We start from the raw sequence: 24489 nt of genomic DNA on the forward strand, positions 1-24489 counted from the left end.
CTATCACAGATCGGCCCCGGCCCTGTCAAAAGCTATGGCGACGGCCGGAAACGGGAAAGGGGGGCCGCCCGGCCCTGTGGCGAGGGACGCCGCGCACGCCCATCAGCCGCTCTCGGCCAGGATCGACGGTTCGCGCCGGGCGACGCAGGCGCCGCGCGGGCAGATCCGGCAGGACGGCCCGATCGGGCGCTCGGCGCCGGTCCGCGCCTCGGATGCCGGCAGGATCAGCATCAGCGCCTCGACCACGGGCGGCCCGTCGAACCCGCCCGGATGGCGCGGCTCGCTATAGGCATAGGTGAGGAACCGGACCGGCACCCGACCGGCCATTTCCACCGCCGCCCGAATCGGCACCGTCGGCCGGGCGAGCGCCTCGTAGAGCGGCCACAAGGGACAGGCGGCGCCGTGGCGCGGCAGCGTGAAGCCCGGCATCGGCCGGCGAAAGGTCAGCGTCCCGGAGGCGTCGCAGATCACGAGGCCCACCTGCGGGCCTATCCCCTCCGGCAGCGTCGCGAGCCGCCGGAAGACCGGGGCAAGCCCGGTTCCCATGCGCCGCGCCAGCGCGGCGGGGTCTGGCCCCTCCTCGGCCAGCGTCTTAAGAAACGGCTCCAGCGGCAGCGCCATCGCGTCGGCCCGGTAGCGGGCGATATGGGCAAGCGCCAGCTTCCGCCCCGCCCCGCTCGCCAGTTCCGGGACACCGTTCACGAGGCTCTCCGCCGGCGTCGGATGGGCCCGCTCCAGCCCCGCGAGGTGATAATGGGTTCGCGCCAGCCAGGCCTCGACCTCCTCCTGCGGCGACGAGAGCCCCGTCTCGCTCTCCTGGCTCGCGTCGAGATAGGCGACGAGCGCGGCGGCGGCCTCCGACAGACGGATACTGTCCTCGTAGATGTTGCGGTGGAAGCGTTCGCGCCAGTCGGGCGCGATCTCCTCGCTTTCCGCGAGGATCGCGGCGGTGGACCGGACCGATGTCACCGCCGAGACGACCTCGTGCAGCGAGGCCGAGAGGTGCGGGTCATGCGCCATGCGCTCGCTCAACGCCTCCACCGTGCGTTCGAGGACGCCGATCCGCGCCTGGCGGTCGGCGAGAAGCGCCGCCCAGCCGGGAAACCGTCCGACGAACTCCTCGATCCGGTCCAACTCGGCGGCGGCTTCGGGCGTTCCCGCCGCCGTCATCGCCGCCGCGGCCTCGCGCAGCCCCTCGAAGAGGGCGCTTTCGGCGCCCTCCGCCAGCGCCGTCTCCTCGACCCCGAGCGCATCGGAGAGCGCCGTCAGAAGCTCCGCCCCGACCCGGCGGCGATTATGCTCGATCAGGTTGAGATAGGCAGGAGAGATCGCCACGGCCCGCGCCAGATCGGCCTGCTTCATGCCGATCCGGAGCCGCCTTTCGCGCACCCGCGTCCCCGTCAGTGCCGATCGCACCATGTCGTCTCTCGCCCAACCATGCGGCCCGGCGCGACTTTACAGCTTTTTCAAACGATTTGCGAGCCTTGGAGCAAGCTTTTCAGCATCAGCCGGCAGGGTCAGCAATTCGGCGGCGCCACGTCGAGCGTGCGTTCCACCACGGGGCGGCCGTCGACGCATTCGGTCAGGTAAAGACGGTCGCGATTGCAGCCCGCAAGGACGCCCAGCCCCGTCAGAACCAGCGCCATTGCCGCGCCGCGCCCGATCCCGAACCGCTCCGTCTTCGCCCGCATCGCCTTCGCCCCCCGTGCTGCGCCCCTGCCCCCGAGATAGACCGCGATCCGCGACCGAGGGCAAGCGAAAAGGTCCACGCAGCGGCCCCCGGAACGAAGCGGCACGGGAATGCGCCCATGCGGGCGGCGGCGGCACGTCCTGCCTGCGGCCCTTTCCAAACCCGACAAGAGGCGGATCGCGATCCACCCCGTCAAGGCCGGTCAGCAGTTGGCCGGCACCAGCGTCGTGGCCGCGCTCAGCCCGCCGACGCCTTCCTCGCATTCCCCAAGCTTCTGTTCGGGCTCCGCACAGGCGGCAAGCGCCATGACGAGGGCCAGGGCAAAGCCCGCGAGATGCGGACGCCGGTCGCCGGTTCTGTCGGTCAAGCGCATTCTCACTCTCCTTCCGCCCGTCCGCAGGCGCGGGGCAGGCCCTTCCGTTGATGAAAGCGTCAGGCGACGGCAGAAACGCTGCGCCCTCAAACCATCGTCGCGGTTCGCGACCGCGCCGCCTTGATGCCGATCAAGCGCAAATGAAAAACGCGCGGGACCGAGTGGCCCCGCGCGCGTCCATGACCCGGGCTTCGGGATTTACTGGAGCGCCTTGTCGGTGATCTGATGCGTCCAGGCCCCTTCCGGTTCCTTGGTGATCACCGGATCCGAGCCGCCGCCGAGCAGCGTCGCCACCGTGCGCGCATAGTCGGCTTCGTCCAGAGCGCCGTTCGACCCCGCCGTCAGCTTCGCGACCTCGCCCATCATCCGCTTCTGGTGGGTCTCGGTCTGCGCCCCCGTCTCGTCATTGTCGAGCACGATCATCGCGGCGTCGTCCGGGTTCTCCTCGGCCCATTTCCAGCCCTTCATCGAGGCGCGGACGAAGCGCACCATCTTGTCCTCGAAGGCTGGATCGGCAAGCTTGTCCTCGAGCACGTAAAGCCCGTCCTCCAGCGTCGCCACGCCCTCGTCCTCGTACTTGAAGGTGACAAGGTCGTCGGGGCTGATCCCGGCGTCGATCACCTGCCAGTATTCGTTGTAGGTCATGGTCGAGATGCAGGCCGCCTGCTTTTGCAACAGGGGATCGACGTTGAATCCCTGCTTCAGCACCTCGACCCCGTCGGCCCCGCCCGTCGTCGGAATGCCGAGATGCGCCATCCACGACAGGAACGGGTATTCGTTGCCGAAGAACCAGACACCGAGCGTCTTGCCCTTGAAATCGTCCGGTCCCGCGACGCCGTTCTCCTTCAGGCAGGTCAGCATCATGCCCGACGACTTGAAGGGCTGCGCGATATTGACAAGCGGCAGGCCCTTTTCGCGGGCCGCCAGCGCCGAGGGCATCCAGTCGATCACCACGTCGGCCCCGCCGCCGGCGACGACCTGGGTCGGCGCGATGTCCGGCCCGCCCGGCAGGATGGTGACGTTCAGCCCCTCCTCGTCGTAAAAGCCCTTGTCCTTGGCCACGTAGTAGCCCGCGAACTGGGCCTGCGTCACCCATTTCAGCTGCAAGGTCACGTCGTCGGCGGCCTGGGCGGCGGTGGCGAAGAGCCCCGCGGCCAGAACCGAAGTCATCAGTTTCTTCATCGTTCTACTCCCCTGTTGTCAGCTCCGCGCGCGCTGCGACGGATGCCAGAACGTGACGCTCTTCTCGATCAGCGCCACAAGCCCGTAAAATGCCGAACCGGCCAGGGCCGCCACGGCAATCTCAGCCCAGACCATGTCCAGCGCAAGCTGGCCCACGGCCGTCGAGATGCGAAATCCCATCCCCCGGATGGGAGAGCCGAAAAATTCCGCGACGATGGCGCCGATGAGCGCAAGCGTAGTCGCGATCTTCAGCCCGTTGAAGATGAACGGCATCGCCGCCGGCAGCCGCAGCTTGAACAGCGTCTGCCAATAGCTCGCCGAATAGGTCGCCATCAGGTCGCGCTGCATCCGGTCTGTGGCGGCAAGCCCCGCGACGGTGTTCACGAGGACCGGGAAGAAGACCATCACAACGACGACCGCCGCCTTCGACTGCCAGTCGAAGCCGAACCACATGACGAGGATCGGCGCGATGCCGACAATGGGCAACGCCGCGACGAAGTTCCCGACCGGCAAGAGCCCCGCCTTCAGGAAAGGCGAGCGGTCGATGGCGATCGCCGTCAGCACCGCCGCGCCGCAGCCGATGACATAGCCCGACAGCGCGCCTTTCAGGATCGTCTGCACGAAATCGCCCGCAAGGACCGGCACCGAGGCGAGGATCGTCGCCCAGATCGCCGAGGGCGCGGGCAGTATCACGCCGGGTACGCCGAGCCCCCGCACCGCCCCTTCCCAGAGAATGAGCAGAGTCACCCCGAAAAGCGCCGGAATGAAGAGCCGCACCACCCGGCTCCGCGCGACCTTCCGGTTGGCGAGCCAGACGTTGAACGCCCAGGCCGCGAGCCAGAAGATCACCGCGCCCCACAACCAGATCATCGCACCATCCCCATGCGGCGCAGCGTGCCGCGCTCGATCACGCCGATGATCATCACCAGACCGGCCGCGAGGATCGCCGCGGCGAAAAGCGCCGCCCAGATCTGGATCGTCTGGCCGTAATAGCTCCCCGACAGAAGCCGCGCGCCAAGCCCCGCCGAGGCCCCCGCCGGCAATTCGCCCACGATCGCGCCGACGAGCGAGGCCGCGACCGAGACCTTGAGCGAAGCGAAGAGATAGGGCATCGAGGCCGGCAGCCGCAGCTTCCAGAACGTGTCCCAGCGCCCCGCGCTGTAGGTCCTCAGAAGGTCAAGCTGCATCGCGTCGGGGCTCCTTAGCCCCTTCACCATGCCGACGACGACCGGGAAGAAGCTGAGATAGGCCGAGATGATCGCCTTCGGCAAAAGCCCTGTCACCCCGACCGAGGCCAGAACCACGATCACCATCGGCGCGATGGCGAGGATCGGGATGGTCTGGCTGGCGATGGCCCAGGGCATCACGCTCAGATCCATCGCCCGGTTATGGACGATCCCGACAGCAAGGAGAATCCCCGCGAGCGTGCCGATGACGAAGCCGACCAGCGTCGCCGAGAGTGTGACCTGCCCGTGATAGACGAGGCTCCGCTTCGAGCTCACCTTCTGCCCGAATAGCCCCTCCCAAAGTCCCGCCGCCACCTGGTGCGGCGCCGGCAGGACCGGGCGTTCCTGCGCCATCGTGTCGGCCAGAAGCTCAGGCAACGTCACCTCGACCCCGGCCCGCGCCGCCTGGTCGTAGGTCCATTGCGCATTCAGCCAAACGGTCGCCGCATACCAGAGCGCCACGATAGCGGCGAGAACGGTGAGGATCGGCAGAAAGGATTTCACGCCGCGTCCCCCTTCATCTTGCCGGAAATATCCTCGGGGGGTGTCCCGGACCCGGTCCGGGACCGGGGGGCAGACCGCCCACCGCGCCGCGCCCGAAGACGTTGCGCAAGGCCCGAACGCAGCGTGCCCCCTGTAGCTACGGAAAACCTACATGAAAACCACGCCGGACCGACGGGAAGATGACGGGTGTCAGACCTCATCGCCATGCCCCGCCCTCAGCCCCTCGCGCACCCGGTGCGCGATGGCGATGAATTCCGGGCTGTCACGGATATCGAGCGGCCTTTCCCGCGGCAACGTGCTTTCGATGACGTCGGTGATCCGCCCCGGCCGGGGCGACATCACGACGATCTTGGTGGACAGATACACCGCCTCCGGGATCGAATGGGTAACGAAACCGATGGTCTTCTCCGTCCGCGCCCAGAGCTTCAGAAGCTCCTCGTTGAGCCGGTCGCGCACGATCTCATCCAAGGCCCCGAAGGGCTCGTCCATGAGGAGGATATCTGCGTCGAAAGCCAAGGCCCGCGCGATGGAGGCGCGCTGCTGCATGCCGCCCGAAAGCTGCCAGGGAAACTTCCTGCCGAACCCTTCAAGGTCGACGAGTGCCAGGACCCGCTCCACCCGGGCCGCCTGTTCCGCCTTGGAAAACCCCATGATTTCAAGCGGAAGCTTGATGTTTCCGGCGATCGTCCGCCACGGATACAGCCCCGCCGCCTGGAACACGTAACCGTAGGCCCGCGCCTGCCGGGCGGCATCGGGGCTCATCCCGTTGACGCTCAGCGTGCCTTCGGTCGGATACTCCAACGCCGCGATGGCGCGCAGAAACGTCGTCTTGCCGCAACCCGACGGCCCGATGAACGAGACGAACTCCCCCTTCCCGATGGTCAGGGTCACATCCTTCAGCGCATGGACCGGCCCGTCATTGGTCTGGAAGGTCAGCCCCAGCCCCTTCGCCTCGATGACCGGCGCGGTGGTGAGGGTGTCCTTCATGCGCGCTCCAGCCCGGCTACAGATTTCGGTTCTCGTCGATAGATCAGTGTCGCCGCCATGCCGCTGGCAACGGCCGCAATTCCCCCGAGAAAAAGGAAATTACCAAGGTCCTGCCTCCACGCTTCATCCCAGCTTAAGACGAAAAGTACGATGAAGAAGCCAAGCCCGGTCACTGCTGCCGCGATCTGGGCCGCTCGACGTCTCGACACGCCGCTCGCCGTGAGCAAACGGAAGCATACACTCCAGAAGGTCACGGCCCCGACGAAGAGGTAGGGCATCTTCAGTGCAAGAATAAGAACAGATAGGAGACCAAAGAAGACTACCGAGGGAACGGTAACGATTGTGGTTCCTATTTCCCCGGGGCTTTGGAACATGGCCTTGGCGCCGAGCAAGACTGCAACGCCAGCATTAGTGAAGAAGACGGCAGTAAACAGCAACCAGACGAGTTGCTCATCCATTCCCCACCGCTTCCGAAGCGCTCGCATCACACCCCGCTCGCCGGAATGCCCGTCCGCTGCACGGGACGCGGGTTCGTCAGTTCCTTCCACGACGACAGCGCCGTGTTGACCGGGTTGCCGGCCGCGCGCCGGACGAATTCGCCGTGGCCCTCCTTGGTCTCGACCGTGCCGTCGTTCACCGCGACCATGCCACGGGTCAGCGTGTAGCGCGGCAGACCCTTGACTTCGTGGCCCTCGAAGACGTTGTAGTCGATGGCCGACTGCTGCGCCTTCGCGGAAATGGTCTTCGTCCGCTCGGGATCCCAGACCACGATATCGGCATCGGCCCCGACAAGAACCGCACCCTTTTTCGGATAGCAATTCAATATCTTGGCGATGTTCGTTGAGGTGACCGCGACGAATTCGTTGGGCGTCAGGCGGCCGGTATTCACCCCATGCGTCCAGAGCATCGGCATCCGGTCCTCAAGCCCCCCGGTCCCGTTCGGGATCTTGGTGAAATCGCCGACGCCGAAGCGCTTCTGATCGGTTGTGAAGGCGCAGTGGTCGGTCGCGACGACGGAGAGCGAGCCGGACTGCAACCCGGCCCAAAGGCTGTCCTGATGCTTCTTGTTGCGGAACGGCGGGCTCATCACGCGCCGCGCGGCATGGTCCCAGTCGGGGTTGAAATACTCGCTCTCGTCCAGCGTCAGGTGCTGGATCAGCGGCTCGCCCCAGACCCGCTTGCCCTGCATCCGCGCCCGGCGGATCGCCTCATGCGCGTCCTCGCAGCTCGTATGCACGACGTAAAGCGGCACGCCCGCCATGTCGGCGATCATGATCGCGCGGTTCGTCGCCTCGCCCTCGACCTGCGGGGGGCGGGAATAGGCATGGGCTTCGGGTCCGGCATTGCCGTCGGCCAGAAGCTTGGCCGACAGTTCCGCCACTACGTCGCCGTTCTCGGCATGGACCAGCGCGATCCCGCCCAGTTCGCCGAGCCGCTTGAACGAGGCATACATCTCATCGTCATTGACCATGAGCGCGCCCTTGTAGGCCATGAAATGCTTGAAGGTGGTGATCCCCTCCTTCTCGATCACGTCCTTCATCTCGTTGAAGACCTGCTCGCCCCACCAGGTCACCGCCATGTGGTAGGAGTAGTCGCAGTTGGCCCGCGTGGACTTGTTGTGCCACATCTTCTTGGCGTCGATCAGCCCCTGCCCCTGCCCCGGCAGCACGAAATCGACGACCATCGTCGTGCCGCCGGCGAGGGCCGCGCGGGTGCCGCTCTCGAAATCGTCGGTGGAATAGGTGCCCATGAAGGGCATTTCCAGATGCGTATGCGGGTCGATCCCGCCCGGCATGACGTAGCAGCCGGTCGCGTCGAGCACCTTGTCACCCTTGAGGTTTTCCCCAATCTGGGTGATCTTGCCGCCGTCGATCAGCACATCCGCCTTGTAGGTCAGATCGGCGGTGACGATGGTGCCGTTCTTGATGACTGTGGTCATGTCCTTGCTCCCATTTCAATAACACTCAACGAGGCCACACCTAGGCTTCATCATCCTTGACATCGGACTCTCTGAATTGTTCCACGGCTGAATTGTGAGCTACTATAGAGGTCTCGCGACGCAACCGCTTCATATCATTTTGTAGATCTCGAAGCGCGAGACTACGCATGTCATGCCGCGCCTGATCCAATTCAATCTGTAGTTTCTGCATCTCAAGTTCGCGCTTCGTGTCTTCTACCTGCTGTTTGCGCCGACCAATCAAAAAGAAAATGCAGAGCATAGCAGCTGACATTACACAGGCAAATAGAAGCAACGGGAGTGAAAGCTTGAAATAATCATTCTCTACAATAACGTACGGCTCTGCCTCAACAACAGGCTCGTCAAAGTCTGCATGTATGTCTTTTAAAAACCTTTCTTTAAGCTGTCCTCGCTCTTCGACAGTTGCCGCTGCTGACACCTGATTTAAGTGCTCCACAAATTCCGCGCCTTTTGGAAACTTGACGTATAAGCCGGTCAATTGGTCAGCAATTACTTCAACCCTAAGCGACCGCTCATTTGGATCGGAGGTTACGACCAGCCTATCAAGCTTCTCAGAAAATTCGTCGCTCGCCAAAACACTACCGAATTCGTCGAGAGCGGTCAGTTGCCTTTCGTATGCTGCTAGGTGTTGGGAACTTTGATTTTCCCAGTAGGCGACCCGGGATTCAAGCTCACGATATTCATTTTTCGTAAACCAGACTGTGAAAAATACTAATCCAAGTGTTAGCGCAGACAGCGACGTCAATATCAGTGCGCGGATTTCGATCATCAACCCACGACCTCCGCCGTCTCCAGAACCGCGTGCAGCAGCACATCCGTCCCCGCCGCCGCCCATTCCGGGCTGATCTCCTCGGCCTCGTTGTGCGAAAGCCCGTCCACGCAGGGGCACATGATCATCGCGGTCGGCGCCACGCGGTTGATCCAGCAGGCGTCGTGGCCGGCGCCCGAGACGATGTTCATGTGGGAATAACCGAGCCGCTCCGCCGCCGAGCGCACAGCCCCGACGCAGCCGGGGTCGAAGGTCACCGGGTCGAAATGCCCCGTCGGCTCGATCTCGATCCCGAGGCCGAGGTCGCGGGCGATCTGCTGGGCGGCATGCTCGATCTGGTCCCGCATCGAGGTCAGCTTGGCGATGTCGGGTGAGCGGATGTCGATGGTGAAGACCGCCTTGCCCGGAATGACGTTCCTCGAATTCGGGTAGACGTTCGCCTGCCCGACCGCCCCCACCGCGTTCGGCTGGTGCGCCATCGCGATCTCGTGCACGGCTTCCGTGATCCGCGCCATACCGAGCCCGGCATTGACCCGCATATGCATGGGCGTGGAGCCGGTATGGGCGTCCTTCCCCGTCAGCCGCACTTCCAGCCACCAGAGGCCCTGCCCGTGGGTCACGACGCCGATATCCCTTCCCTCGGCTTCGAGGATCGGGCCCTGCTCGATATGCAGCTCGAAAAGCGCGTGCATCTTGCGGGCGCCGACCTTTTCCTCGCCGACCCAGCCGATGCGCTTCAACTCGTCGCCGAAAGCCTTGCCCTCGGCATCCTTGCGGTCATAGGCCCAGCCCTGCTCGTGCATCCCGGCGAAGACGCCGGAGGCGAGCATGGCAGGGGCGAAGCGCGTCCCCTCCTCGTTTGTCCAGTTGACGACCACGATAGGGTGCCTGGTCTTGACCCCAAGGTCGTTCATCGTCCGCACCACCTCCAGGGCGCCTAGGACACCGAGAACCCCGTCATATTTCCCGCCCGTCGGCTGGGTGTCGAGGTGCGAGCCCATGTAGACCGGCAGCGCGTCCGGGTCCGTCCCCTCGCGCCGGGCGAACATCGTGCCCATCTGGTCGACGCCCATCGTCATGCCGGCGGCCTCGCACCAGGACTTGAAAAGCTCCCGCCCCCTGGCGTCGTCATCGGTCAGCGTCTGGCGGTTGTTGCCGCCCGCCACGCCGGGGCCGATCTTGGCCATCTCCATGAGGGTTTCCCACAGACGTGCGGAATTGATCCTGAGATTCTCTCCGGGTGCGGGCATGTCTTCCTCCTGTCGGTCTCGTCCCCGGGGTCTTTCTGCCCCTTGCGACGACTCGTTTTCTGACCGTATGGTCAAGGTTGAGAGCACCACAACCTGACCAACCGGTCAACGATAATCTAGGGGCCGATGACCGCACCCGAACGCATCTCGAAGCGAAACGCGATCCGCCGGGAAAATGAGCGGGTGATCCTGGAGGCTGCCGAAAAAGTGTTCGCCGAGGCGGGGTTCGGGGGGGCGACGATGCAACTCATCGCCGACATGGCGGGGCTGCCGAAGGCCAACCTGCATTACTATTTCGCGACGAAGGAAGACCTCTACCGCAAGGTCGTCCGGCAGATCTTCGAAATCTGGCTGCACGCGGCCGAAGTCTTCGACAAAGCACCGGGGCCCGTCGAGGGGATCGGCGCCTATATCGACGCGAAGATGGAAATCTCGCGGCGGCATCCGTTCGGATCGAAGGTCTGGGCGTCGGAGGTGATGCACGGCGCGCCGGTCATCCAGGACTACCTGGAAACTACGCTCAGGGACTGGACCGAAGGCCGCGCCGGGGTCATCCAGCGCTGGGTGGACGAAGGCAAGATGGCCCCCGTCGATCCGCGTCACCTGCTCTACATGCTCTGGGCGACGACCCAGCATTACGCCGATTTCGGCCACCAGATCGAGACGCTGAACGGCGGCAAGCCGCTTTCGGACCGGCAGTGGAAAGCCGCGAAGGACAGCGTCAAGACGATCATCCTGCGCGGAATCTCGGCGCTTCCGGCCTAGCGGTGCTGCGGCTATCCTGGGGCGGCAGCGAAGCGGTCACTTGAAGGGCAGCGACACCTGTCCGCCGAGAATGTCCCGTATCATCGCGCAACCATCCTCCGCGCCCTGGAACAGCTGCCAGGCATTGTTGGCAAAGACGCGCGGGGCGAGCGCATATATGCCGGGATTGACCATGTCGCGCGAGCCTTTCGGCCGCACGGGATCGGCGGCCAGCAGCGCCTCCCGCGCCTCTTCGCCATAGGCGGTCATCTCGAAGACGCTGGCGATGAATTCATGGCCCGCCGGGGCGATCCGCGCCTGATCCGCGTTGTGCGCGACCAGCGCGTGGGCGAGTTCGTGCGCAATGAGCCCGCGGAACACGACGTCCACCGGCAGGTCGCGCCGGGCATCGCTTTCGGGAAGAAGTGCCGCGTATCCCTTCGGATCGGCCACCTCGATACAGTCGTTCCGGGCATCGAAGTAGCCGAGGCACACGCCGAATTGCGGATGCGACGGGGCATCGACAATCGAAACGGAGATCGGCCGCGTCGGTTCGATCCCGCATTCGGCCAGCGACGCACGGGCCGAGACCAGGGCATCACAGGCCGCCGCCGCGACCTCGCCGCTATCGGCCGAGACGGTAAAGACCGCATCCGCGCACGCCACGGTGTCGGCCCGAAGCGCGCCGCAGATGGCCGCGGCAGAGAGCACGAATACCACCGCAACGCCAGAAATGAGCGCACCCTTCATAGTCGCCCCCCTCACCTTCCGCCTATCCCGGCGTCGTCCAGTCACTCACCCGGCGTCAGGATGCGACGAGGACGGCCGCCCCGGCAACCCAAACCTGTTCACCGCGCCGCGCGCTGCCGGACGGGAAACAACGAAAGAATACGTTGACGCCGCGGCCACTTGCGCCAATCGTGGACCCATTCAAGAAAACCGGACAGTGAACCTTTTGCATTTCACCATCAGAAAACCGAGCGAACAGCAGGTCTTTCACGGATCGCGCGCCAGGATCCTCTACGAATTGATCGGCTGGTGGTTTCGCGATGCCACCGACCTGCGTTTCATGAACTACGGCTACGCGTTCGAGAGCGACCGCGACGTGCCGAAGATCCGCCCCGAGGACGAGGCGGAGCGCTACTGCGCCCATCTCTATCACGCTGTCGCAGCGCAAGCCGACCTGAGGGGGCGCCGGGTGCTCGACATCGGATCGGGCCGGGGCGGCGGCGCGTCCTACGTACACCGGTATCGCGGCCCATCGGAGACGGTGGGGTGCGACGTGGCGGAACACGCGATCGACTTTTGCACTCGACTTTACGCCGATATACCGGGGCTGAGCTTCCGGCGCGGCAATGCGATGGACCTGCCCTTCGACGCGGCGGAATTCGACGCTATTCTGAATGTCGAAAGTTCGCACTGCTACCCCAGCCGCGCCGCGTTCTTCGCCGAGGTTTTCCGGGTCCTCAAGCCCGGGGGGCACTTTCTTTACACCGATTTCACTCCGCCCCGGACCGATCCGGCGGCCGAGCGCCTGCGTGTCGGTGCCGATCTGGCGGCGGCGGGGTTCGCCGAGGCCCAACTTCGGGACATAACGTCGAACATCCTGCGCGGCCTCGACCACGACGACGACCGCCGGCACCGCGAGATCAAGGCGCGTTTCCCCTTCGGCACAAGGCGCTTCGCGCATCTCTGGGCCGGTACACGCGGCTCGTGGATCTATCGGGATTTCGCGGAGGGACGACGGGCTTACCTCATGTACCGGGCGTCGAAACCGGACCTTGCCGGAACCGCGCATGGCGCCGGACCCCAATCCGGCGCGGCGGCCACGAATTCGTCGGCAGAGCCGGTCCGCACACCGGCCTGATCGTTGCAGAGGCCGGCCGATCAGTGCGACGCGGTACCGGCGCTCTGCAAGGCCACCAGAAGCGCAACCGCCTCTTCCGCCCGGTCTGCGGGAACGAAGGCATGGTCGTGGTGAAAGGCCGCGACCATGTTGCAGGCGATGCCGGCCTCCGCGAGTACACCCGCAACCGCAGCTGTCAGTCCCACCCCGTCGAGCGCCGAATAGACGTTGAGCCGGATGCAGCGCATGACCGCATCGGTCGCGACCCCCGCTGCGGCCGCGCGGTCCCTGGCAAGGATCAGCGACAGGCCCTCCTCTTCACGGAAGATCGCCAGCGCCTCGCGGATCAGCGGCTCAGCCCGATCCGGCGCCGGGATCGTGCAGAAGACGTATTCGCCCGGAAGTAATTCCGGTGTCATCTCCACGATCATGCGGGCGCCGTCGGAGATCGGCCGGGGAGGGTTCGTCACAGCAGTTCGACCTCGACGAAGGTCATCGCGTTCGGACCGGCATTGACGACATTGTGCTCCACCCCGGCCTTGCGGGAATAGGCGGTACCGGCCGGCACCGTGACCCGACGCGTTCCGCCACCGGGTTCTTCGAGCAGCATCTCGCAATCGGTGACGGCGACGATGACATAGTCCGCACCATGAACGTGCCAGCCGGTCTCGGCGCCCGGCTCGAAATCGAACCGGGTGGCGCGCAGATGCGGCTCTTCGATGGAACGCGTGGCTTTGCAGGTCGGGCGCATGGCGTCTCCGTTGCTTGATGGTCGGTTGGCCGAAACTGTCGTTCCGTTTGTTTTCAATCGGATAATGTTCCCCTCACGTGGAAAGGAAGCGTGAATTCATGCCTCGCAGGGATCGCCCCTGGAATTGCCATTTGACCAAACGGTCGAGAACAGGCTAGCAGAAAAAGACAGGGGGAGGAGATCTCGCGTGGAGGAAAACGAGCCGGCCGAACGGCCGCTGACGCGGATTCAGCAGAAGAACCGGCAGACCATCCTCGAGGCGGCGCTGGAGGTGTTTTCCCAACACGGCTTCCGCGGCGCGACGCTTGACCAGATCGCCGAGGTGGCGGGGTTGTCGAAACCGAACCTGCTCTACTACTTCCCCTCGAAGGAGGCGATCCATGTGGAGCTTCTGTCCACCCTGATGGATGCCTGGCTCGATCCCCTCAGGGCGCTCGATCCGGCGGGCGATCCGGTGGAGGAGATCCTCGGCTATATGCGCCGCAAGCTGGAACTCAGCCGCGACTATCCGCGCGAAAGCCGGCTTTTCGCGAATGAAGTCCTGCAAGGCGCGCCCCGGATGATGGAGGCGCTTCGGGGCGACCTGAAATCGCTCGTGGACGAGAAGGCCACCGTCCTCACCCGCTGGACCACGGCGGGCCGCATCGCCGATGTGCCGCCGCACCACCTGATCTTCTCGATCTGGGCCCTGACCCAGCACTACGCGGATTTCGACGTGCAGGTGCGCGCGGTTCTCGGCGAAGGTCACGATCCCTATGCCGAGGCGCAGGGTTTTCTCGACACGCTCTTTCGCAAGCTTCTCGCCCCCTGAGCGTCAGCCTGCCGGTTTCAGCGGATAGCGGTCGCCCTTACCGTCGATCAGGAGCACCCGTCCGACGCTGCGGATAAACAGGTCGCAGCGCGAGGCGCCGTTGACGAAATCCAAGCAGACCGAGCCGTCCGCCTCGATGCGATACCGTCCCTCGGTTCGCCCCCGGTCACATCGGCCAGTCGCCGGCCTGCCAAGGCACCGAAGGGTGAGCGGACGGCCTATTCGGCCGCCTTCACCGCCATGGGGTTGTTCGGATGGGTCGTCCAGTTCGCGTAGTCGCCCACGGTCTTGCCGGTCCGGGGATCGACCTCTCCCTTCGCGAGCGGTCGCATGGTGATACAGTTTTCGACCGGACAGACGTCGATGCAAAGGTTGCAGGCGACGCATTCCTCGTCCTTGACGCTGAAGGTCCGGTCGTCCGACATCGCGATGGCCTGGTGCGAGGTGTCCTCGCAGGCGGCAAAGCAGCGACCGCACTTGATGCAGAGGTCCTGGTCGATCTCGGCCTTGGTGACGTAGTTGAGGTTGAGGTATTGCCAATCGGTGACGTTCGGCACCGCACGACCCACGAGGTCGGCGGTGGAGGTCATGCTTTTCTCATCGAGATATTGCGACAGTCCCGAGATCATCTCCTGCACGACCTTGAAGCCATAGGTCATCGCCGCCGTGCAGACCTGCACGTTGCCCGCGCCAAGCGCCATGAACTCAGCCGCATCGCGCCAGGTCGTGACCCCGCCGATGCCGGAGATCGGCATTCCCCGCGTCACCTCGGCGCGGGCAATTTCCGACACCATGCTGAGGGCGATCGGCTTCACCGCCGGTCCGCAGTAGCCGCCATGCGCGCCCTTGCCGTCGATCGAAGGCTCGGGGCTGAAGCTGTCGAGGTTCACGGAGGTGATCGAGTTGATCGTGTTGATGAGGCTCACCGCATCCGCGCCGCCGCGCTTGGCGGCTTCGGCCGGTTTGCGGATATCGGTGATGTTGGGCGTGAGCTTCACGATGCAGGGCGTGCGGGAATACTGCTTCACCCAGCGCGTCACCATCTCGATATACTCCGGCACTTGCCCTACAGCCGAACCCATGCCGCGCTCGCTCATCCCGTGGGGGCAGCCGAAGTTGAGTTCCACCCCGTCGGCGCCGGTATCCTCGATCCGCTTCAGGATGTCCTTCCAGCTTTCCTCGTCGCAGGGCACCATGAGGCTGATCACAAGCGCCCGGTCCGGGTAGTCGCGCTTCACCGACTTGATCTCGCGCAGGTTCACCTCGAGCGGCCGGTCGGTGATCAGTTCGACGTTGTTCAGCCCGAGAAGCCGCCGGTCCGCCCCCCAGATCGCGCCGTAGCGCGGGCCGTTGACGTTGACGATCGGCGGCCCTTCGGAGCCGAGCGTCTTCCAGACGACGCCGCCCCACCCGGCCTCGAAGGCGCGGCGGACGTTGTATTCCTTGTCCGTCGGCGGGGCCGAGGCGAGCCAGAAGGGGTTGGGGGACTTGATCCCGATGAAATTGGTGGTCAGATCGGCCATGTCTCGGTCTCCTGTTGCGCGCGTCCCCGACTTGATCCGGGTCCTTCCGGCGCGGGGTGGAGGCCCCGGAGTGGGTCCGGGGCGGGGTGTGTTCCTAGGCGATCAGGCTCGCATGAATATCCTCGGCGGCGTCGCGCCCCTCGGCCACCGCCGTGACGGTCAGATCCTCGCCTCCGCTCGCGCAGTCGCCCGCCGCCCAGACGCCGGGAACGCTTGTCCGCCCCGCACCGGTCACGGCTATCTTGCCTCCCGCGATCTCCAGCCCGTCTGGCGCGCCCGCAAGCGTCTGGCCGATGGCCTTCATCACCTGGTCAGCCTTCAGCCGGAACGTCTCGCGCTTCAATTTCAGCCCGTCCGGCCCGTCTTCGGTATAGGCGAATTCCACCTCGGTCGCAGCACCGTTCCCGATCACCCGGACCGGCGCCGCATGGTGGACGATGCGCACGCCGACCGAGGTCGCATGTTCCTGTTCGTCAAGCGAGGCCGACATCCGTTCCTGCCCGCGCCGGTAGACGATGGTCACGTTCTCGGCGCCGAGAAGTTTCGATTGCACCGCCGCGTCGACCGCCGTCATCCCGCCGCCGATAACGACGACATCACGGCCGATGGGCAACTTCGACATGTCGGGCTCCTGCCGCAATCCGGCAATGAAATCGACGGCGTCGAGCACGTTTTCAAGCGCTTCGCCGTCGGCGCGCAGCGCATTCACCCCGGCTAGCCCGATCGCCAAGAGCACCGCGTCGTGATCCTTCCGCAGACCGTCGAGGGTGAGGCCGCCGCCAAGGCTCTTGCCGGGCTCGACCCGGATCCCGCCGATCTTCAGAAGCCAGTCCACCTCGGCCTGCGCGAAATCGTCCGGGGCCTTGTAGCTGGCGATGCCGTATTCGTTGAGCCCCCCGGCCTTGGCGCGCGCGTCATGGATCACGACGTCGTGGCCCTTCATCGCCAGCCGGTGCGCGGCGGCAAGACCTGCCGGCCCCGCGCCCACGACGGCCACGCGCTTCCCGGTCGGTTTCGCCCGCGCAAAGGGATGGACACCCTGTTCCATCAGGCTGTCGGTGGCGAAGCGCTGCAAGCGCCCGATCTCGACCGGCTTGCCTTCGGCCACCTCGCGCACGCAGACCTCTTCACAGAGCTGTTCGGTCGGGCAGACCCGGGCGCACATGCCGCCGAGAATGTTCTGCGAGAAGATGGTTTTCGCCGCCGCCTCGGGCGTTCCGGTCGCGATCTGGCGGATGAAGAGCGGAATGTCGATCGTCGTCGGACAGGCGGTCATGCAGGGCGCGTCATGACAGAAATAACAGCGGTCCGCCGCCACCCGCGCCTCGTGCGGGTCGAAACGCGGCGCGATGTCGGAGAAGTTCCTCGCATAGTCCCCCGCCCCCAGACGACCGGCGGCAATGCCCGGAGTGAGCTGGCTGTTGGTCACGGCGACCTCCCTGATCTTTTCTTACCCGAAAGGCTGCCAGCGAATCATTTTTTTATCAACTGGTAAATTTTTATCGGGGTAGCGAGCGGGGAAAGTGGCGCTTTTCACCGTCCGGCCAAGCGCGTATAAGCGGCCAGACGACAAGGCCCCGCGGGAAATGACGGGGCGCCGGACAGGACCGATCGAGGATATCGATGACAAAACCTTCCCATGACAGTGACGTGGCCTTCATCGAAGCGCTGGCCGACCTTTTGAACAAGAACGGCCTCGCCGAGCTCAGCGTGAAGCGGGAATACGGCGACAACGACAGCCTGAACGTCCGCGTGACCAAATACGCGGCCCAAAGCGCCGCCCCGGCCGCGCCGGCGCCGATGGCCGCCGCAGCGCCCGCCGCGGTCGCGGCCCCCGCCCCGTCCGCACCGGCCGCCGCCGCGGCGGCCGATCCGGCCAGCCATCCCGGCGCCGTGACCTCGCCGATGGTCGGGACCGTCTACCTTTCCCCGGAACCGGGTGCCGACGCCTTCGTGACGACCGGCGCCCAGGTCAAGGAAGGCCAGACCGTGATGATCATCGAGGCGATGAAGACCATGAATCACATCCCGGCCCCGCGCGCCGGGACGGTGAAGCGCATCCTCGTCGAGGATGGCAGCCCCGTCGAATACGGTGCTCCGCTTCTCATCATCGAGTGAGGGCCTGATGTTCGAAAAAATCCTGATCGCCAACCGGGGCGAGATCGCTCTGCGGGTCATCCGCGCCTGCCGGGAAATGGGTATCCGTTCGGTTGCCGTCCACTCGACGGCCGATGCCGATGCGATGCATGTGCGCATGGCCGACGAAAGCGTCTGCATCGGTCCGAACCCGTCGTCGCAAAGCTACCTGTCGATCCCGGCGATCATCTCGGCCTGCGAGATCACCGGCGCCCAGGCGATTCATCCGGGCTACGGCTTTCTGAGCGAGAACGCGACCTTCGTGCAGGCGCTCGAGGATCATGGCATCGCCTTCATCGGCCCGACGGCGGAGCATATCCGCATCATGGGCGACAAGATCACGGCCAAGGAAACCGCGAAGAACCTTAGCATTCCGGTCGTGCCCGGCTCGGACGGCGGCGTGCCGGACATCGCGACCGCGAAGACGGTGGCGAAGGAGATCGGCTATCCCGTGATTATCAAGGCGACCGCCGGCGGCGGCGGGCGCGGCATGAAGGTCGCGCAGGACGAGGAAGGTCTGGAAATCGCCTTCCGCACCGCGCGGTCCGAGGCCAAGGCCGCCTTTGGCAACGACGAAGTGTACATGGAGAAGTACCTCCAGAAGCCGCGCCACATCGAGATCCAGGTCTTCGGGGACGGCAAGGGCAAGGGTGTGCATCTGGGCGAGCGCGATTGTTCGCTGCAACGCCGTCACCAGAAGGTGTTCGAAGAAGCGCCAGGCCCGGTCATCACGCCCGAGAAGCGGGCCGAGATCGGCAAGATCTGCGCCGACGCGATCGCCAGCATCAACTATATCGGTGCCGGCACCATCGAGTTTCTCTACGAGGACGGTGAATTCTACTTCATCGAGATGAACACACGGCTTCAGGTGGAGCATCCGGTGACCGAGGCGATCTTCGGCGTCGACCTTGTACGCGAGCAGATCCGCGTGGCCGACGGCTATCCTCTCTCCTTCACCCAGGACGAGCTCGAAGTGAACGGCCACGCGATCGAGGTGCGGATCAATGCCGAGAAGCTTCCGAGCTTCTCGCCCTGCCCCGGCAAGATCACCCAGTACCACGCACCCGGCGGCCTTGGCGTGCGGATGGATTCCGCGCTCTACGACGGCTATTCGATCCCGCCCTATTACGACAGCCTGATCGGCAAGCTGATCGTTCACGGCCGCGACCGGCCCGAGGCGCTTGCCCGGCTCAGGCGGGCGCTGTCGGAGCTTATTGTCGACGGCGTCGACACCACGATCCCGCTCTTCCATGCGCTCTTGCAGGAAGAGGATATCCAGACTGGGAACTACTCGATCCACTGGCTGGAAAAGTGGCTGGCGAAGGAATTCGGCTGAACCGCGCAGATCGCGGCCGTGCGGTCTCAGCGCGGTCGCATCAGGCAGGTGCCGCGACGCTTGAATTTTTCCCGGTAGTAGTCGGGAAGCGCCCCCCGGCGGTCATGCGGAACCCTCTCCCAGTCCAGCCATTCGGTATCATAGCCCAGCACCTCCGCCATCAGCTCCATCGCCTTGTGGCTCGGAACACCGATCAGCGTACGCGCGAACCCCTCTTCATTCGGGATCGCGTTCAACTCGTTGTCCGTGTCTTCGGGCATGACCCGGATCACCGCGTTCGGCGCCATCGCAAACTCGCTGTCGACGATGATCAGACGCGGCTCAAGCTGCCGGATCAGCCGGAACAGGAGGAAATGATCCATGACATGGTAGAGGATGCCGAGCACGCCGACGACGTCGTAGCGCTGGCCTTCTGCGATCTCCGCCCGCAAGCCATCGAAGATGTCGCCGCATTTGAGCGTGACCTTGTCGCGCGGCCGGCCTTCGGGAAAGCATGCGAAACGGTCGATCAGGCTCTGGCGTCCTTCGATCCCCACCACCTCGCGCGCGCCGGTCGCGGCGAAGGCATAGGCCCAGCGCCCGTCATGCGCGGCAAGGTCCAGCACCCGCGCCCCGTTGATCTCGGCCCTGAGCGGCCGGATCAGCATCCGATAGCGCTCATTGAGACGGGCAACGGAACGGGCATCCTCCGCATAGCGTTCGATACCCGTCAGAAAATCAAAGAACCCCATATAAGCCCCGATGCAGATACACTATCTCGCATACGCCCCTCGTGCATGAAGATTCCCGCCCCGAATGTCTAGAACAACCAATGCCGATCTCTTGCTCAACGCCTATGCGCGCGGAATCTTCCCGATGGCGGCCGCGCGCGAGGATGCGGAACTCCATTGGGTGGACCCGCGGTTGCGCGGAATTTTTCCCTTGGACAATTTCCACGTTTCTCGGTCCCTTGCCCAGGCTATCCGTCGAGAAAACTATGAAATTCGAACAAACACGGCCTTTTCAGAGGTTGTGTGCCTCTGCGCGTCCCGGTCCGAGACCTGGATCAACGCGACACTCGCGGCCCTTTACGACGAGTTGCACGCGATCGGCCACGCTCATTCGCTCGAAGTCTGGCAGGACGGCGAGCTGACCGGGGGCGTCTTCGGGATCAGCCTTGGCGGGGCGTTCTTTGGCGAGAGCATGTTTTCCACCCGCACCGACGCTTCCAAGATCGCGCTGGCCTTCCTCATCGACAGGCTGACAGAGGGCGGGTTTTCGCTGTTCGACACGCAGTTCCTGACCCCGCATCTCGCCTCGCTCGGCGCGATCGAGATTTCCCGCGCGGACTACCGGAAACGGTTGGCGGAGGCCCTGCGACAGGACGCCGATTTCACCGTGCCGGAAACGCCGCCGGCTCAGCTGCTCCTGCAGCGCAGAACCCAGAGGTCGTAGCGCGGATCGTCGAGGGCCGACAGGGCCGGACTCGACGCGATCATCCAGCCGTCGAAGAGCGCGGCGCCCGACGTCGCATCCGTGATGGTCAGATGTGCATAGGCGTTGGATGACGGGTCCTCGACGGGATAGCGGCAATCCGACAGCGTCACCGCCAGCCGCCCGAAATTCGCCGTCTGCCCGCGGGAAAGGTCGATATCGACCGTCTCGCCCGACACCTTGTCGAGGCCGCGCAAGGTCGCCGACGGCGCACTTGCGACCTCTTCCGCCGACGCGATGCCGGCGCCGGAAAGCGCCAGGACAAACGCCAGGGCGATCTTCATGGCTCGGCCGTATCGGTGCTGTCGCCGGAAGCGGCGCCGACGAACTTCATCATCAGGGCGATCATGCTGACCGCGCCTTGCGTGTTCTCGATCTCGGCCCCCGGTTCGAGATCCATCGGGCTGCCGCCCGGCAGGATCTCGATGAAGGCGCCGCCGAGAAGTCCCTCCGAGGCGACAACGATCGTGCTGTCGTCCGGCACGGCCACGTCCTTGCGCACCGTCACCTTCGCATCGGCGAAAAACGTCTTGGGGTTGAGGGCAAGCTCTGTCACCGTACCGACCTTCACGCCCGCCAACCGGACATCGGTGCCGACCGTAATCCCCTCGACCGAGCGGAAACTCGCGGTCAGCTCGTAGCTGTCGGCGGTACGGGTCAGACCTTCGCCGTTGCTCGCGAACACCAGAAACCCGAGCGCCGCAGCCAGCACGCCTGCGCCGGTCAGAACCTCTGTGATGTTCTCGGCCATCCTATTCCGGGCTCCACGCCTCATAGTCGCGCCGCTCGGCCGGGGCGGCACGGCGGATTGAGCCCGCGGGCGCGTAGGCCATCGCGGTGCCGGTCAGGTTTTCCTGATGCGGCTTTTCCCAGGACTTGTGCGCAAGCGCAGCCTTGGTCGGCGGCTCGTTCCAGGTGAAGTGCAGCCAGCCGTGCCAGTCGGGGCTGACCCGCGAGGCTTCGCTTTCGCCATTGTAGATCACCCAGCGGCGCTTGCCGTCGCGCGTCTGGTAGAAGGTGTTGCCCTGCTCATCCTCGCCCACCTTCACACCCTTCCGGGCGGTGAAGATCTGAGTGCCAAGCGTCTGGCCATTCCACCAAGTAAGCAGGCGCAGCAGAAAATCCATGGGCGACCTCCGGGGCATCGTTGCCCCCTTATAGCGCAGGCGCCGGCGAGGTCTAGGGGGCGTTGGCCTCACATTGGTCGCCAATAGACGAGGACAGCAAGGCGATGAGCCTTGGAGTAGAGTTGCGCGCCGCCATGCTCGGTCCACCATGTACCATCGTCGCGCGCAGCAGCTCGAACGCGCGCGTAGATCTTTGCGTTCCAGTTCTTTTGCGCGCACCCCACCATCGGATCGCGCCCGCTGAGATCTACGACTGGAGTGCCGTATTCGGCCAATAGCCACTGTGAAGGCCCAGGTTTCCACTCGCCGCCAAAATTTGCCCTGAACGGACGACCCGTCCGGGTCGGGGGCGTCGCTGGCGCTTCCGTGGAAGGTTCCACAACGACCGAGGTGCAGCGATTGAACAGCCCGCCATGCTTCTGGGAATCGAGAACAGCGTCGTAGGGAACCAAATCCCCGAAAACCATACGGGCGTACGACTTGTTCGCGAAGAGGCCTTTGGCGTAGTCCCAACCCTCGCTAACGCCCATTAATGCGAGCACGGTGAGCGTTAAGAAGATGGCGGTAGCGAGGGCCACGAAGCCGGCCCTGAACAGCCACTCGAGGATCACCCGGCCTTACCCGGCTGTCGCGGTCTTCTCGGCCTTGCTGTCGGCGTGAATCAGAAGCGGCTTGGCGCCGGCATCGACGGCCTCTTCGTTCACCACGACCTCATCGACCGAGGTCATGCCGGGCAGTTCGAACATGGTATCCAGCAGGATATCCTCCATGATCGACCTGAGCCCCCGCGCGCCGGTCTTGCGCTTGATCGCCCGCTTGGCGATGGCGGTCAGCGCGTCGGCGGTGAAGGTCAGCTTCACCCCCTCGATATCGAAGAGCCGCTGGTACTGCTTGACGAGCGCGTTCTTCGGCTCGGTCAGGATCGTGACCAGCGCCGCCTCGTCGAGATCGGTCAGGGTGGCGATCACCGGCAGGCGGCCGACGAATTCGGGAATCAGGCCGAATTTCAGAAGGTCTTCCGGCTCAAGCTCGGTGAACATCTCGCCGACGCCGCGGGCATCGGGATCCTTGACCTCGGCGCCGAAGCCGATGGCCGAACCCTTGCCGCGCATCGCGATGATCTTTTCGAGCCCGGCGAAGGCGCCGCCGCAGATGAAGAGGATGTTGGTCGTGTCGACCTGCAGGAATTCCTGCTGCGGATGCTTGCGCCCGCCTTGCGGCGGCACGGAGGCCACGGTGCCCTCCATGATCTTCAGAAGCGCCTGCTGCACGCCCTCGCCCGACACATCGCGGGTGATCGAGGGGTTGTCGGACTTGCGGGTGATCTTGTCGACCTCGTCGATGTAGACGATGCCGCGCTGCGCGCGCTCGACATTGTATTCCGAGGCCTGAAGCAGCTTCAGGATGATGTTCTCGACATCCTCGCCCACATAGCCGGCCTCGGTCAGTGTCGTCGCATCGGCCATCGTGAAGGGCACGTCGAGGATGCGGGCCAGGGTCTGCGCCAGCAGCGTCTTGCCGCAGCCCGTGGGGCCGATCAGCAGGATGTTCGACTTCGCCAGTTCGATATCGGCGGCTTTCGAGGCGTGGTTCAGGCGCTTGTAGTGGTTGTGGACCGCGACCGAGAGGACCCGCTTGGCGTGCTCCTGGCCGATCACGTAGTCGTCCAGCACCTTGCAGATGTCGCGCGGCGTCGGCACGCCGTCGGTCGATTTCAGCCCGGTCGACTTCGTCTCCTCGCGGATGATGTCCATGCAAAGCTCGACGCATTCATCGCAGATGAAGACCGTCGGGCCGGCAATCAGCTTGCGCACCTCATGCTGGCTCTTTCCGCAGAAAGAGCAGTAGAGCGTGTTTTTGCTGTCGCTGCCAGAATTGTTCGCCATCGTCACCCTCTGCGGCCTGTTCGCAAATCGCTCATCGTCTTTGTGGCTGCCCTTTCCGACAAGATTAGGGCAGCCACCATGTCACCACAATGCCAAAATACCCTACCTGGCATCACGGATTCGGGCTGGCCCCGTCACTTCTTCGCGTCTTCGCCGGGACGGGCGGCGAGAATCTCGTCGATCAGCCCCCAGTCCTTGGCATCCTCGGGCGACATGAAGTTGTCGCGCTCCAGCGCCGCCTCGACCTTCTTCACCGGCTGGCCGGTATGCTTGTGATAGATATCGTTCAGCCGGTCCTTGAGCTTCTGGGTCTCCTGCGCATGGATCATGATGTCCGTCGCCTGGCCCTGATAGCCGCCCGAGGGCTGGTGCACCATGATCCGGCTGTTCGGGAGAGAGAAGCGCATCCCCTTCTCACCCGCGGTCAGCAGCAGCGATCCCATCGACGCCGCCTGCCCGATCACCAGCGTCGAGACCTTCGGCCGGATATACTGCATCGTGTCGTAGATCGAGAGACCCGAGGTCACGACCCCGCCGGGCGAGTTGATGTACATGGCGATTTCCTTCGACGGATTTTCCGCCTCGAGGAACAGAAGCTGCGCGCAGATCAGCGTCGACATGCCGTCGTGAACCGGACCGGAGAGGAAGATGATCCGCTCCTTCAAGAGGCGCGAATAGATGTCGTAGGCCCGCTCCCCGCGCGAGGTCTGCTCGACCACCATCGGCACGAGGGTGTTCATGTAAAGGTCATAGGGGTCTTTCATCGTCGTCCGCCTGTCGCTGTTCCCGGGTGAAATGCTTATGCTCAGAACCTTGACCGAGTCTTAGAGACGCGCACCGGGGGCTGCAAGGGCCGGTCGCCGCCCGGAGGGACGGGTGGCCGGATATTCGGGCACC

General features: G+C 64.6%; 29 protein-coding genes. 6 read left to right on the forward strand and 23 right to left on the reverse strand.

Going from position 1 to position 24489, the window contains the following annotated elements:
• Positions 1-102: 102 nt before the first annotated feature.
• From V5734_RS14005 to V5734_RS14055, 11 genes are all read right to left on the reverse strand, one after another.
• The gene (locus V5734_RS14005) at positions 103-1419 is read right to left on the reverse strand and encodes a short-chain fatty acyl-CoA regulator family protein (protein ID WP_347310257.1); all 1317 of its coding nucleotides are present in this window, start codon (positions 1417-1419) and stop codon (positions 103-105) included.
• Between the two features lie 98 nt (positions 1420-1517).
• On the reverse strand, positions 1518-1691 hold the full coding sequence (locus V5734_RS14010) for a hypothetical protein (RefSeq protein ID WP_347310258.1): 174 nt from the start codon (positions 1689-1691) through the stop codon (positions 1518-1520).
• Positions 1692-1892: 201 nt separating this feature from the next.
• Positions 1893-2063, reverse strand: a complete 171-nt coding sequence (locus tag V5734_RS14015; RefSeq protein ID WP_347310259.1) for a hypothetical protein — start codon at positions 2061-2063, stop codon at positions 1893-1895.
• 198 nt (positions 2064-2261) lie between these two features.
• Positions 2262-3245, reverse strand: a complete 984-nt coding sequence (locus V5734_RS14020) for an ABC transporter substrate-binding protein (RefSeq protein WP_347310260.1) — start codon at positions 3243-3245, stop codon at positions 2262-2264.
• An 18-nt stretch (positions 3246-3263) separates the two neighbouring features.
• Positions 3264-4115, reverse strand: coding sequence for an ABC transporter permease (locus V5734_RS14025; protein WP_347310261.1), 852 nt, complete (start codon positions 4113-4115; stop codon positions 3264-3266).
• Entirely contained in the window at positions 4112-4975 is an 864-nt protein-coding gene (locus V5734_RS14030) for an ABC transporter permease (protein ID WP_347310262.1), read from the reverse strand. The genes V5734_RS14025 and V5734_RS14030 overlap by 4 nt, the downstream gene beginning before the upstream one ends.
• Before the next feature lie 189 nt (positions 4976-5164).
• Positions 5165-5962 (reverse strand): ABC transporter ATP-binding protein, encoded by a 798-nt coding sequence (locus V5734_RS14035; RefSeq protein WP_347310263.1) that lies wholly within the window; start codon positions 5960-5962, stop codon positions 5165-5167.
• On the reverse strand, positions 5959-6420 hold the full coding sequence (locus tag V5734_RS14040; RefSeq protein ID WP_347310264.1) for a hypothetical protein: 462 nt from the start codon (positions 6418-6420) through the stop codon (positions 5959-5961). Before V5734_RS14040 ends, V5734_RS14035 begins: the two co-directional genes overlap by 4 nt.
• Before the next feature lie 26 nt (positions 6421-6446).
• A complete protein-coding gene (gene hydA / locus V5734_RS14045; protein ID WP_347310265.1) occupies positions 6447-7901 on the reverse strand; it encodes a dihydropyrimidinase in 1455 nt (484 codons plus the stop codon).
• A 40-nt stretch (positions 7902-7941) separates the two neighbouring features.
• Complete coding sequence (locus V5734_RS14050) at positions 7942-8709, reverse strand: hypothetical protein (protein WP_347310266.1); 768 nt, start codon at positions 8707-8709, stop codon at positions 7942-7944.
• On the reverse strand, positions 8709-9959 hold the full coding sequence (locus V5734_RS14055; protein WP_347310267.1) for a Zn-dependent hydrolase: 1251 nt from the start codon (positions 9957-9959) through the stop codon (positions 8709-8711). The genes V5734_RS14050 and V5734_RS14055 overlap by 1 nt, the downstream gene beginning before the upstream one ends.
• Before the next feature lie 126 nt (positions 9960-10085).
• Here V5734_RS14055 and V5734_RS14060 point away from each other — a divergent pair, with 126 nt between their 5' ends.
• Positions 10086-10724, forward strand: a complete 639-nt coding sequence (locus V5734_RS14060) for a TetR/AcrR family transcriptional regulator (protein WP_347310268.1) — start codon at positions 10086-10088, stop codon at positions 10722-10724.
• 36 nt (positions 10725-10760) lie between these two features.
• On the opposite strand, the gene V5734_RS14065 is transcribed toward V5734_RS14060, so the two are convergent.
• Positions 10761-11453, reverse strand: a complete 693-nt coding sequence (locus V5734_RS14065; protein ID WP_347310269.1) for a DUF6639 family protein — start codon at positions 11451-11453, stop codon at positions 10761-10763.
• Positions 11454-11649: 196 nt separating this feature from the next.
• Here V5734_RS14065 and V5734_RS14070 point away from each other — a divergent pair, with 196 nt between their 5' ends.
• On the forward strand, positions 11650-12570 hold the full coding sequence (locus V5734_RS14070) for a class I SAM-dependent methyltransferase (protein ID WP_347310270.1): 921 nt from the start codon (positions 11650-11652) through the stop codon (positions 12568-12570).
• Positions 12571-12590: 20 nt separating this feature from the next.
• On the opposite strand, the gene V5734_RS14075 is transcribed toward V5734_RS14070, so the two are convergent.
• Both V5734_RS14075 and V5734_RS14080 read right to left on the reverse strand, forming a co-directional pair.
• On the reverse strand, positions 12591-13019 hold the full coding sequence (locus V5734_RS14075) for an ACT domain-containing protein (protein WP_347310271.1): 429 nt from the start codon (positions 13017-13019) through the stop codon (positions 12591-12593).
• Complete coding sequence (locus V5734_RS14080) at positions 13016-13300, reverse strand: cupin domain-containing protein (RefSeq protein ID WP_347310272.1); 285 nt, start codon at positions 13298-13300, stop codon at positions 13016-13018. The genes V5734_RS14075 and V5734_RS14080 overlap by 4 nt, the downstream gene beginning before the upstream one ends.
• Before the next feature lie 187 nt (positions 13301-13487).
• Here V5734_RS14080 and V5734_RS14085 point away from each other — a divergent pair, with 187 nt between their 5' ends.
• Positions 13488-14111, forward strand: a complete 624-nt coding sequence (locus V5734_RS14085; protein ID WP_347310273.1) for a TetR family transcriptional regulator C-terminal domain-containing protein — start codon at positions 13488-13490, stop codon at positions 14109-14111.
• A 218-nt stretch (positions 14112-14329) separates the two neighbouring features.
• Here the strand turns inward: V5734_RS14085 and preA are convergent, their stop codons facing one another.
• Together preA and V5734_RS14095 are read right to left on the reverse strand one after the other, a co-directional pair.
• The gene (gene preA / locus V5734_RS14090) at positions 14330-15634 is read right to left on the reverse strand and encodes an NAD-dependent dihydropyrimidine dehydrogenase subunit PreA (protein ID WP_347310274.1); all 1305 of its coding nucleotides are present in this window, start codon (positions 15632-15634) and stop codon (positions 14330-14332) included.
• 94 nt (positions 15635-15728) lie between these two features.
• Positions 15729-17063, reverse strand: coding sequence for an NAD(P)-dependent oxidoreductase (locus tag V5734_RS14095; RefSeq protein WP_347310275.1), 1335 nt, complete (start codon positions 17061-17063; stop codon positions 15729-15731).
• Positions 17064-17257: 194 nt separating this feature from the next.
• Here V5734_RS14095 and accB point away from each other — a divergent pair, with 194 nt between their 5' ends.
• Together accB and accC are read left to right on the forward strand one after the other, a co-directional pair.
• Positions 17258-17752 (forward strand): acetyl-CoA carboxylase biotin carboxyl carrier protein, encoded by a 495-nt coding sequence (gene accB / locus V5734_RS14100; RefSeq protein ID WP_347310276.1) that lies wholly within the window; start codon positions 17258-17260, stop codon positions 17750-17752.
• A gap of 7 nt (positions 17753-17759) precedes the next feature.
• On the forward strand, positions 17760-19106 hold the full coding sequence (gene accC, locus V5734_RS14105) for an acetyl-CoA carboxylase biotin carboxylase subunit (protein WP_347310277.1): 1347 nt from the start codon (positions 17760-17762) through the stop codon (positions 19104-19106).
• Positions 19107-19132: 26 nt separating this feature from the next.
• Here accC and V5734_RS14110 read toward each other — a convergent pair whose 3' ends face one another.
• Positions 19133-19837, reverse strand: coding sequence for a class I SAM-dependent methyltransferase (locus V5734_RS14110; RefSeq protein ID WP_347310278.1), 705 nt, complete (start codon positions 19835-19837; stop codon positions 19133-19135).
• 64 nt (positions 19838-19901) lie between these two features.
• On the opposite strand from V5734_RS14110, the gene aat reads away from it, so the two are divergent.
• Positions 19902-20540, forward strand: a complete 639-nt coding sequence (gene aat, locus V5734_RS14115) for a leucyl/phenylalanyl-tRNA--protein transferase (RefSeq protein ID WP_347310279.1) — start codon at positions 19902-19904, stop codon at positions 20538-20540.
• On the opposite strand, the gene V5734_RS14120 is transcribed toward aat, so the two are convergent.
• From V5734_RS14120 to V5734_RS14145, 6 genes are all read right to left on the reverse strand, one after another.
• The gene (locus tag V5734_RS14120) at positions 20504-20863 is read right to left on the reverse strand and encodes a DUF2155 domain-containing protein (protein ID WP_347310280.1); all 360 of its coding nucleotides are present in this window, start codon (positions 20861-20863) and stop codon (positions 20504-20506) included. The two genes, aat and V5734_RS14120, sit on opposite strands and share 37 nt — an antisense overlap.
• Positions 20860-21330: an outer membrane lipid asymmetry maintenance protein MlaD gene (mlaD, locus tag V5734_RS14125; RefSeq protein WP_347310281.1), complete on the reverse strand. Its 471-nt coding sequence runs from the start codon at positions 21328-21330 to the stop codon at positions 20860-20862. The genes V5734_RS14120 and mlaD overlap by 4 nt, the downstream gene beginning before the upstream one ends.
• Position 21331: 1 nt before the next feature.
• The gene (locus V5734_RS14130; RefSeq protein ID WP_347310282.1) at positions 21332-21706 is read right to left on the reverse strand and encodes an NADH:ubiquinone oxidoreductase subunit NDUFA12; all 375 of its coding nucleotides are present in this window, start codon (positions 21704-21706) and stop codon (positions 21332-21334) included.
• A gap of 68 nt (positions 21707-21774) precedes the next feature.
• Positions 21775-22317, reverse strand: coding sequence for a hypothetical protein (locus V5734_RS14135; RefSeq protein WP_347310283.1), 543 nt, complete (start codon positions 22315-22317; stop codon positions 21775-21777).
• 6 nt (positions 22318-22323) lie between these two features.
• Positions 22324-23592, reverse strand: a complete 1269-nt coding sequence (gene clpX, locus V5734_RS14140) for an ATP-dependent Clp protease ATP-binding subunit ClpX (RefSeq protein ID WP_347310284.1) — start codon at positions 23590-23592, stop codon at positions 22324-22326.
• 134 nt (positions 23593-23726) lie between these two features.
• Positions 23727-24356, reverse strand: coding sequence for an ATP-dependent Clp protease proteolytic subunit (locus V5734_RS14145; protein ID WP_347310285.1), 630 nt, complete (start codon positions 24354-24356; stop codon positions 23727-23729).
• Positions 24357-24489 lie beyond the last annotated feature (133 nt).

The organism is Defluviimonas sp. SAOS-178_SWC (genome assembly GCF_039830135.1).
Taxonomy (GTDB): Bacteria; Pseudomonadota; Alphaproteobacteria; order Rhodobacterales; family Rhodobacteraceae; genus Albidovulum.

What these genes read in the sequence shown, in the direction of transcription:
- V5734_RS14005 (WP_347310257.1), bottom strand. Translation starts at nt 1,419, where the DNA reads ATGGTGCGATCGGCACTGACGGGGACGCGGGTGCGCGAAAGGCGGCTC.
- V5734_RS14010 (WP_347310258.1), bottom strand. Translation starts at nt 1,691, where the DNA reads ATGCGGGCGAAGACGGAGCGGTTCGGGATCGGGCGCGGCGCGGCAATG.
- V5734_RS14015 (WP_347310259.1), bottom strand. Translation starts at nt 2,063, where the DNA reads ATGCGCTTGACCGACAGAACCGGCGACCGGCGTCCGCATCTCGCGGGC.
- V5734_RS14020 (WP_347310260.1), bottom strand. Translation starts at nt 3,245, where the DNA reads ATGAAGAAACTGATGACTTCGGTTCTGGCCGCGGGGCTCTTCGCCACC.
- V5734_RS14025 (WP_347310261.1), bottom strand. Translation starts at nt 4,115, where the DNA reads ATGATCTGGTTGTGGGGCGCGGTGATCTTCTGGCTCGCGGCCTGGGCG.
- V5734_RS14035 (WP_347310263.1), bottom strand. Translation starts at nt 5,962, where the DNA reads ATGAAGGACACCCTCACCACCGCGCCGGTCATCGAGGCGAAGGGGCTG.
- V5734_RS14040 (WP_347310264.1), bottom strand. Translation starts at nt 6,420, where the DNA reads ATGGATGAGCAACTCGTCTGGTTGCTGTTTACTGCCGTCTTCTTCACT.
- hydA (WP_347310265.1), bottom strand. Translation starts at nt 7,901, where the DNA reads ATGACCACAGTCATCAAGAACGGCACCATCGTCACCGCCGATCTGACC.
- V5734_RS14050 (WP_347310266.1), bottom strand. Translation starts at nt 8,709, where the DNA reads ATGATCGAAATCCGCGCACTGATATTGACGTCGCTGTCTGCGCTAACA.
- V5734_RS14055 (WP_347310267.1), bottom strand. Translation starts at nt 9,959, where the DNA reads ATGCCCGCACCCGGAGAGAATCTCAGGATCAATTCCGCACGTCTGTGG.
- V5734_RS14060 (WP_347310268.1), top strand. Translation starts at nt 10,086, where the DNA reads ATGACCGCACCCGAACGCATCTCGAAGCGAAACGCGATCCGCCGGGAA.
- V5734_RS14065 (WP_347310269.1), bottom strand. Translation starts at nt 11,453, where the DNA reads ATGAAGGGTGCGCTCATTTCTGGCGTTGCGGTGGTATTCGTGCTCTCT.
- V5734_RS14080 (WP_347310272.1), bottom strand. Translation starts at nt 13,300, where the DNA reads ATGCGCCCGACCTGCAAAGCCACGCGTTCCATCGAAGAGCCGCATCTG.
- preA (WP_347310274.1), bottom strand. Translation starts at nt 15,634, where the DNA reads ATGGCCGATCTGACCACCAATTTCATCGGGATCAAGTCCCCCAACCCC.
- accB (WP_347310276.1), top strand. Translation starts at nt 17,258, where the DNA reads ATGACAAAACCTTCCCATGACAGTGACGTGGCCTTCATCGAAGCGCTG.
- accC (WP_347310277.1), top strand. Translation starts at nt 17,760, where the DNA reads ATGTTCGAAAAAATCCTGATCGCCAACCGGGGCGAGATCGCTCTGCGG.
- V5734_RS14110 (WP_347310278.1), bottom strand. Translation starts at nt 19,837, where the DNA reads ATGGGGTTCTTTGATTTTCTGACGGGTATCGAACGCTATGCGGAGGAT.
- aat (WP_347310279.1), top strand. Translation starts at nt 19,902, where the DNA reads ATGTCTAGAACAACCAATGCCGATCTCTTGCTCAACGCCTATGCGCGC.
- V5734_RS14120 (WP_347310280.1), bottom strand. Translation starts at nt 20,863, where the DNA reads ATGAAGATCGCCCTGGCGTTTGTCCTGGCGCTTTCCGGCGCCGGCATC.
- mlaD (WP_347310281.1), bottom strand. Translation starts at nt 21,330, where the DNA reads ATGGCCGAGAACATCACAGAGGTTCTGACCGGCGCAGGCGTGCTGGCT.
- V5734_RS14130 (WP_347310282.1), bottom strand. Translation starts at nt 21,706, where the DNA reads ATGGATTTTCTGCTGCGCCTGCTTACTTGGTGGAATGGCCAGACGCTT.
- clpX (WP_347310284.1), bottom strand. Translation starts at nt 23,592, where the DNA reads ATGGCGAACAATTCTGGCAGCGACAGCAAAAACACGCTCTACTGCTCT.
- V5734_RS14145 (WP_347310285.1), bottom strand. Translation starts at nt 24,356, where the DNA reads ATGAAAGACCCCTATGACCTTTACATGAACACCCTCGTGCCGATGGTG.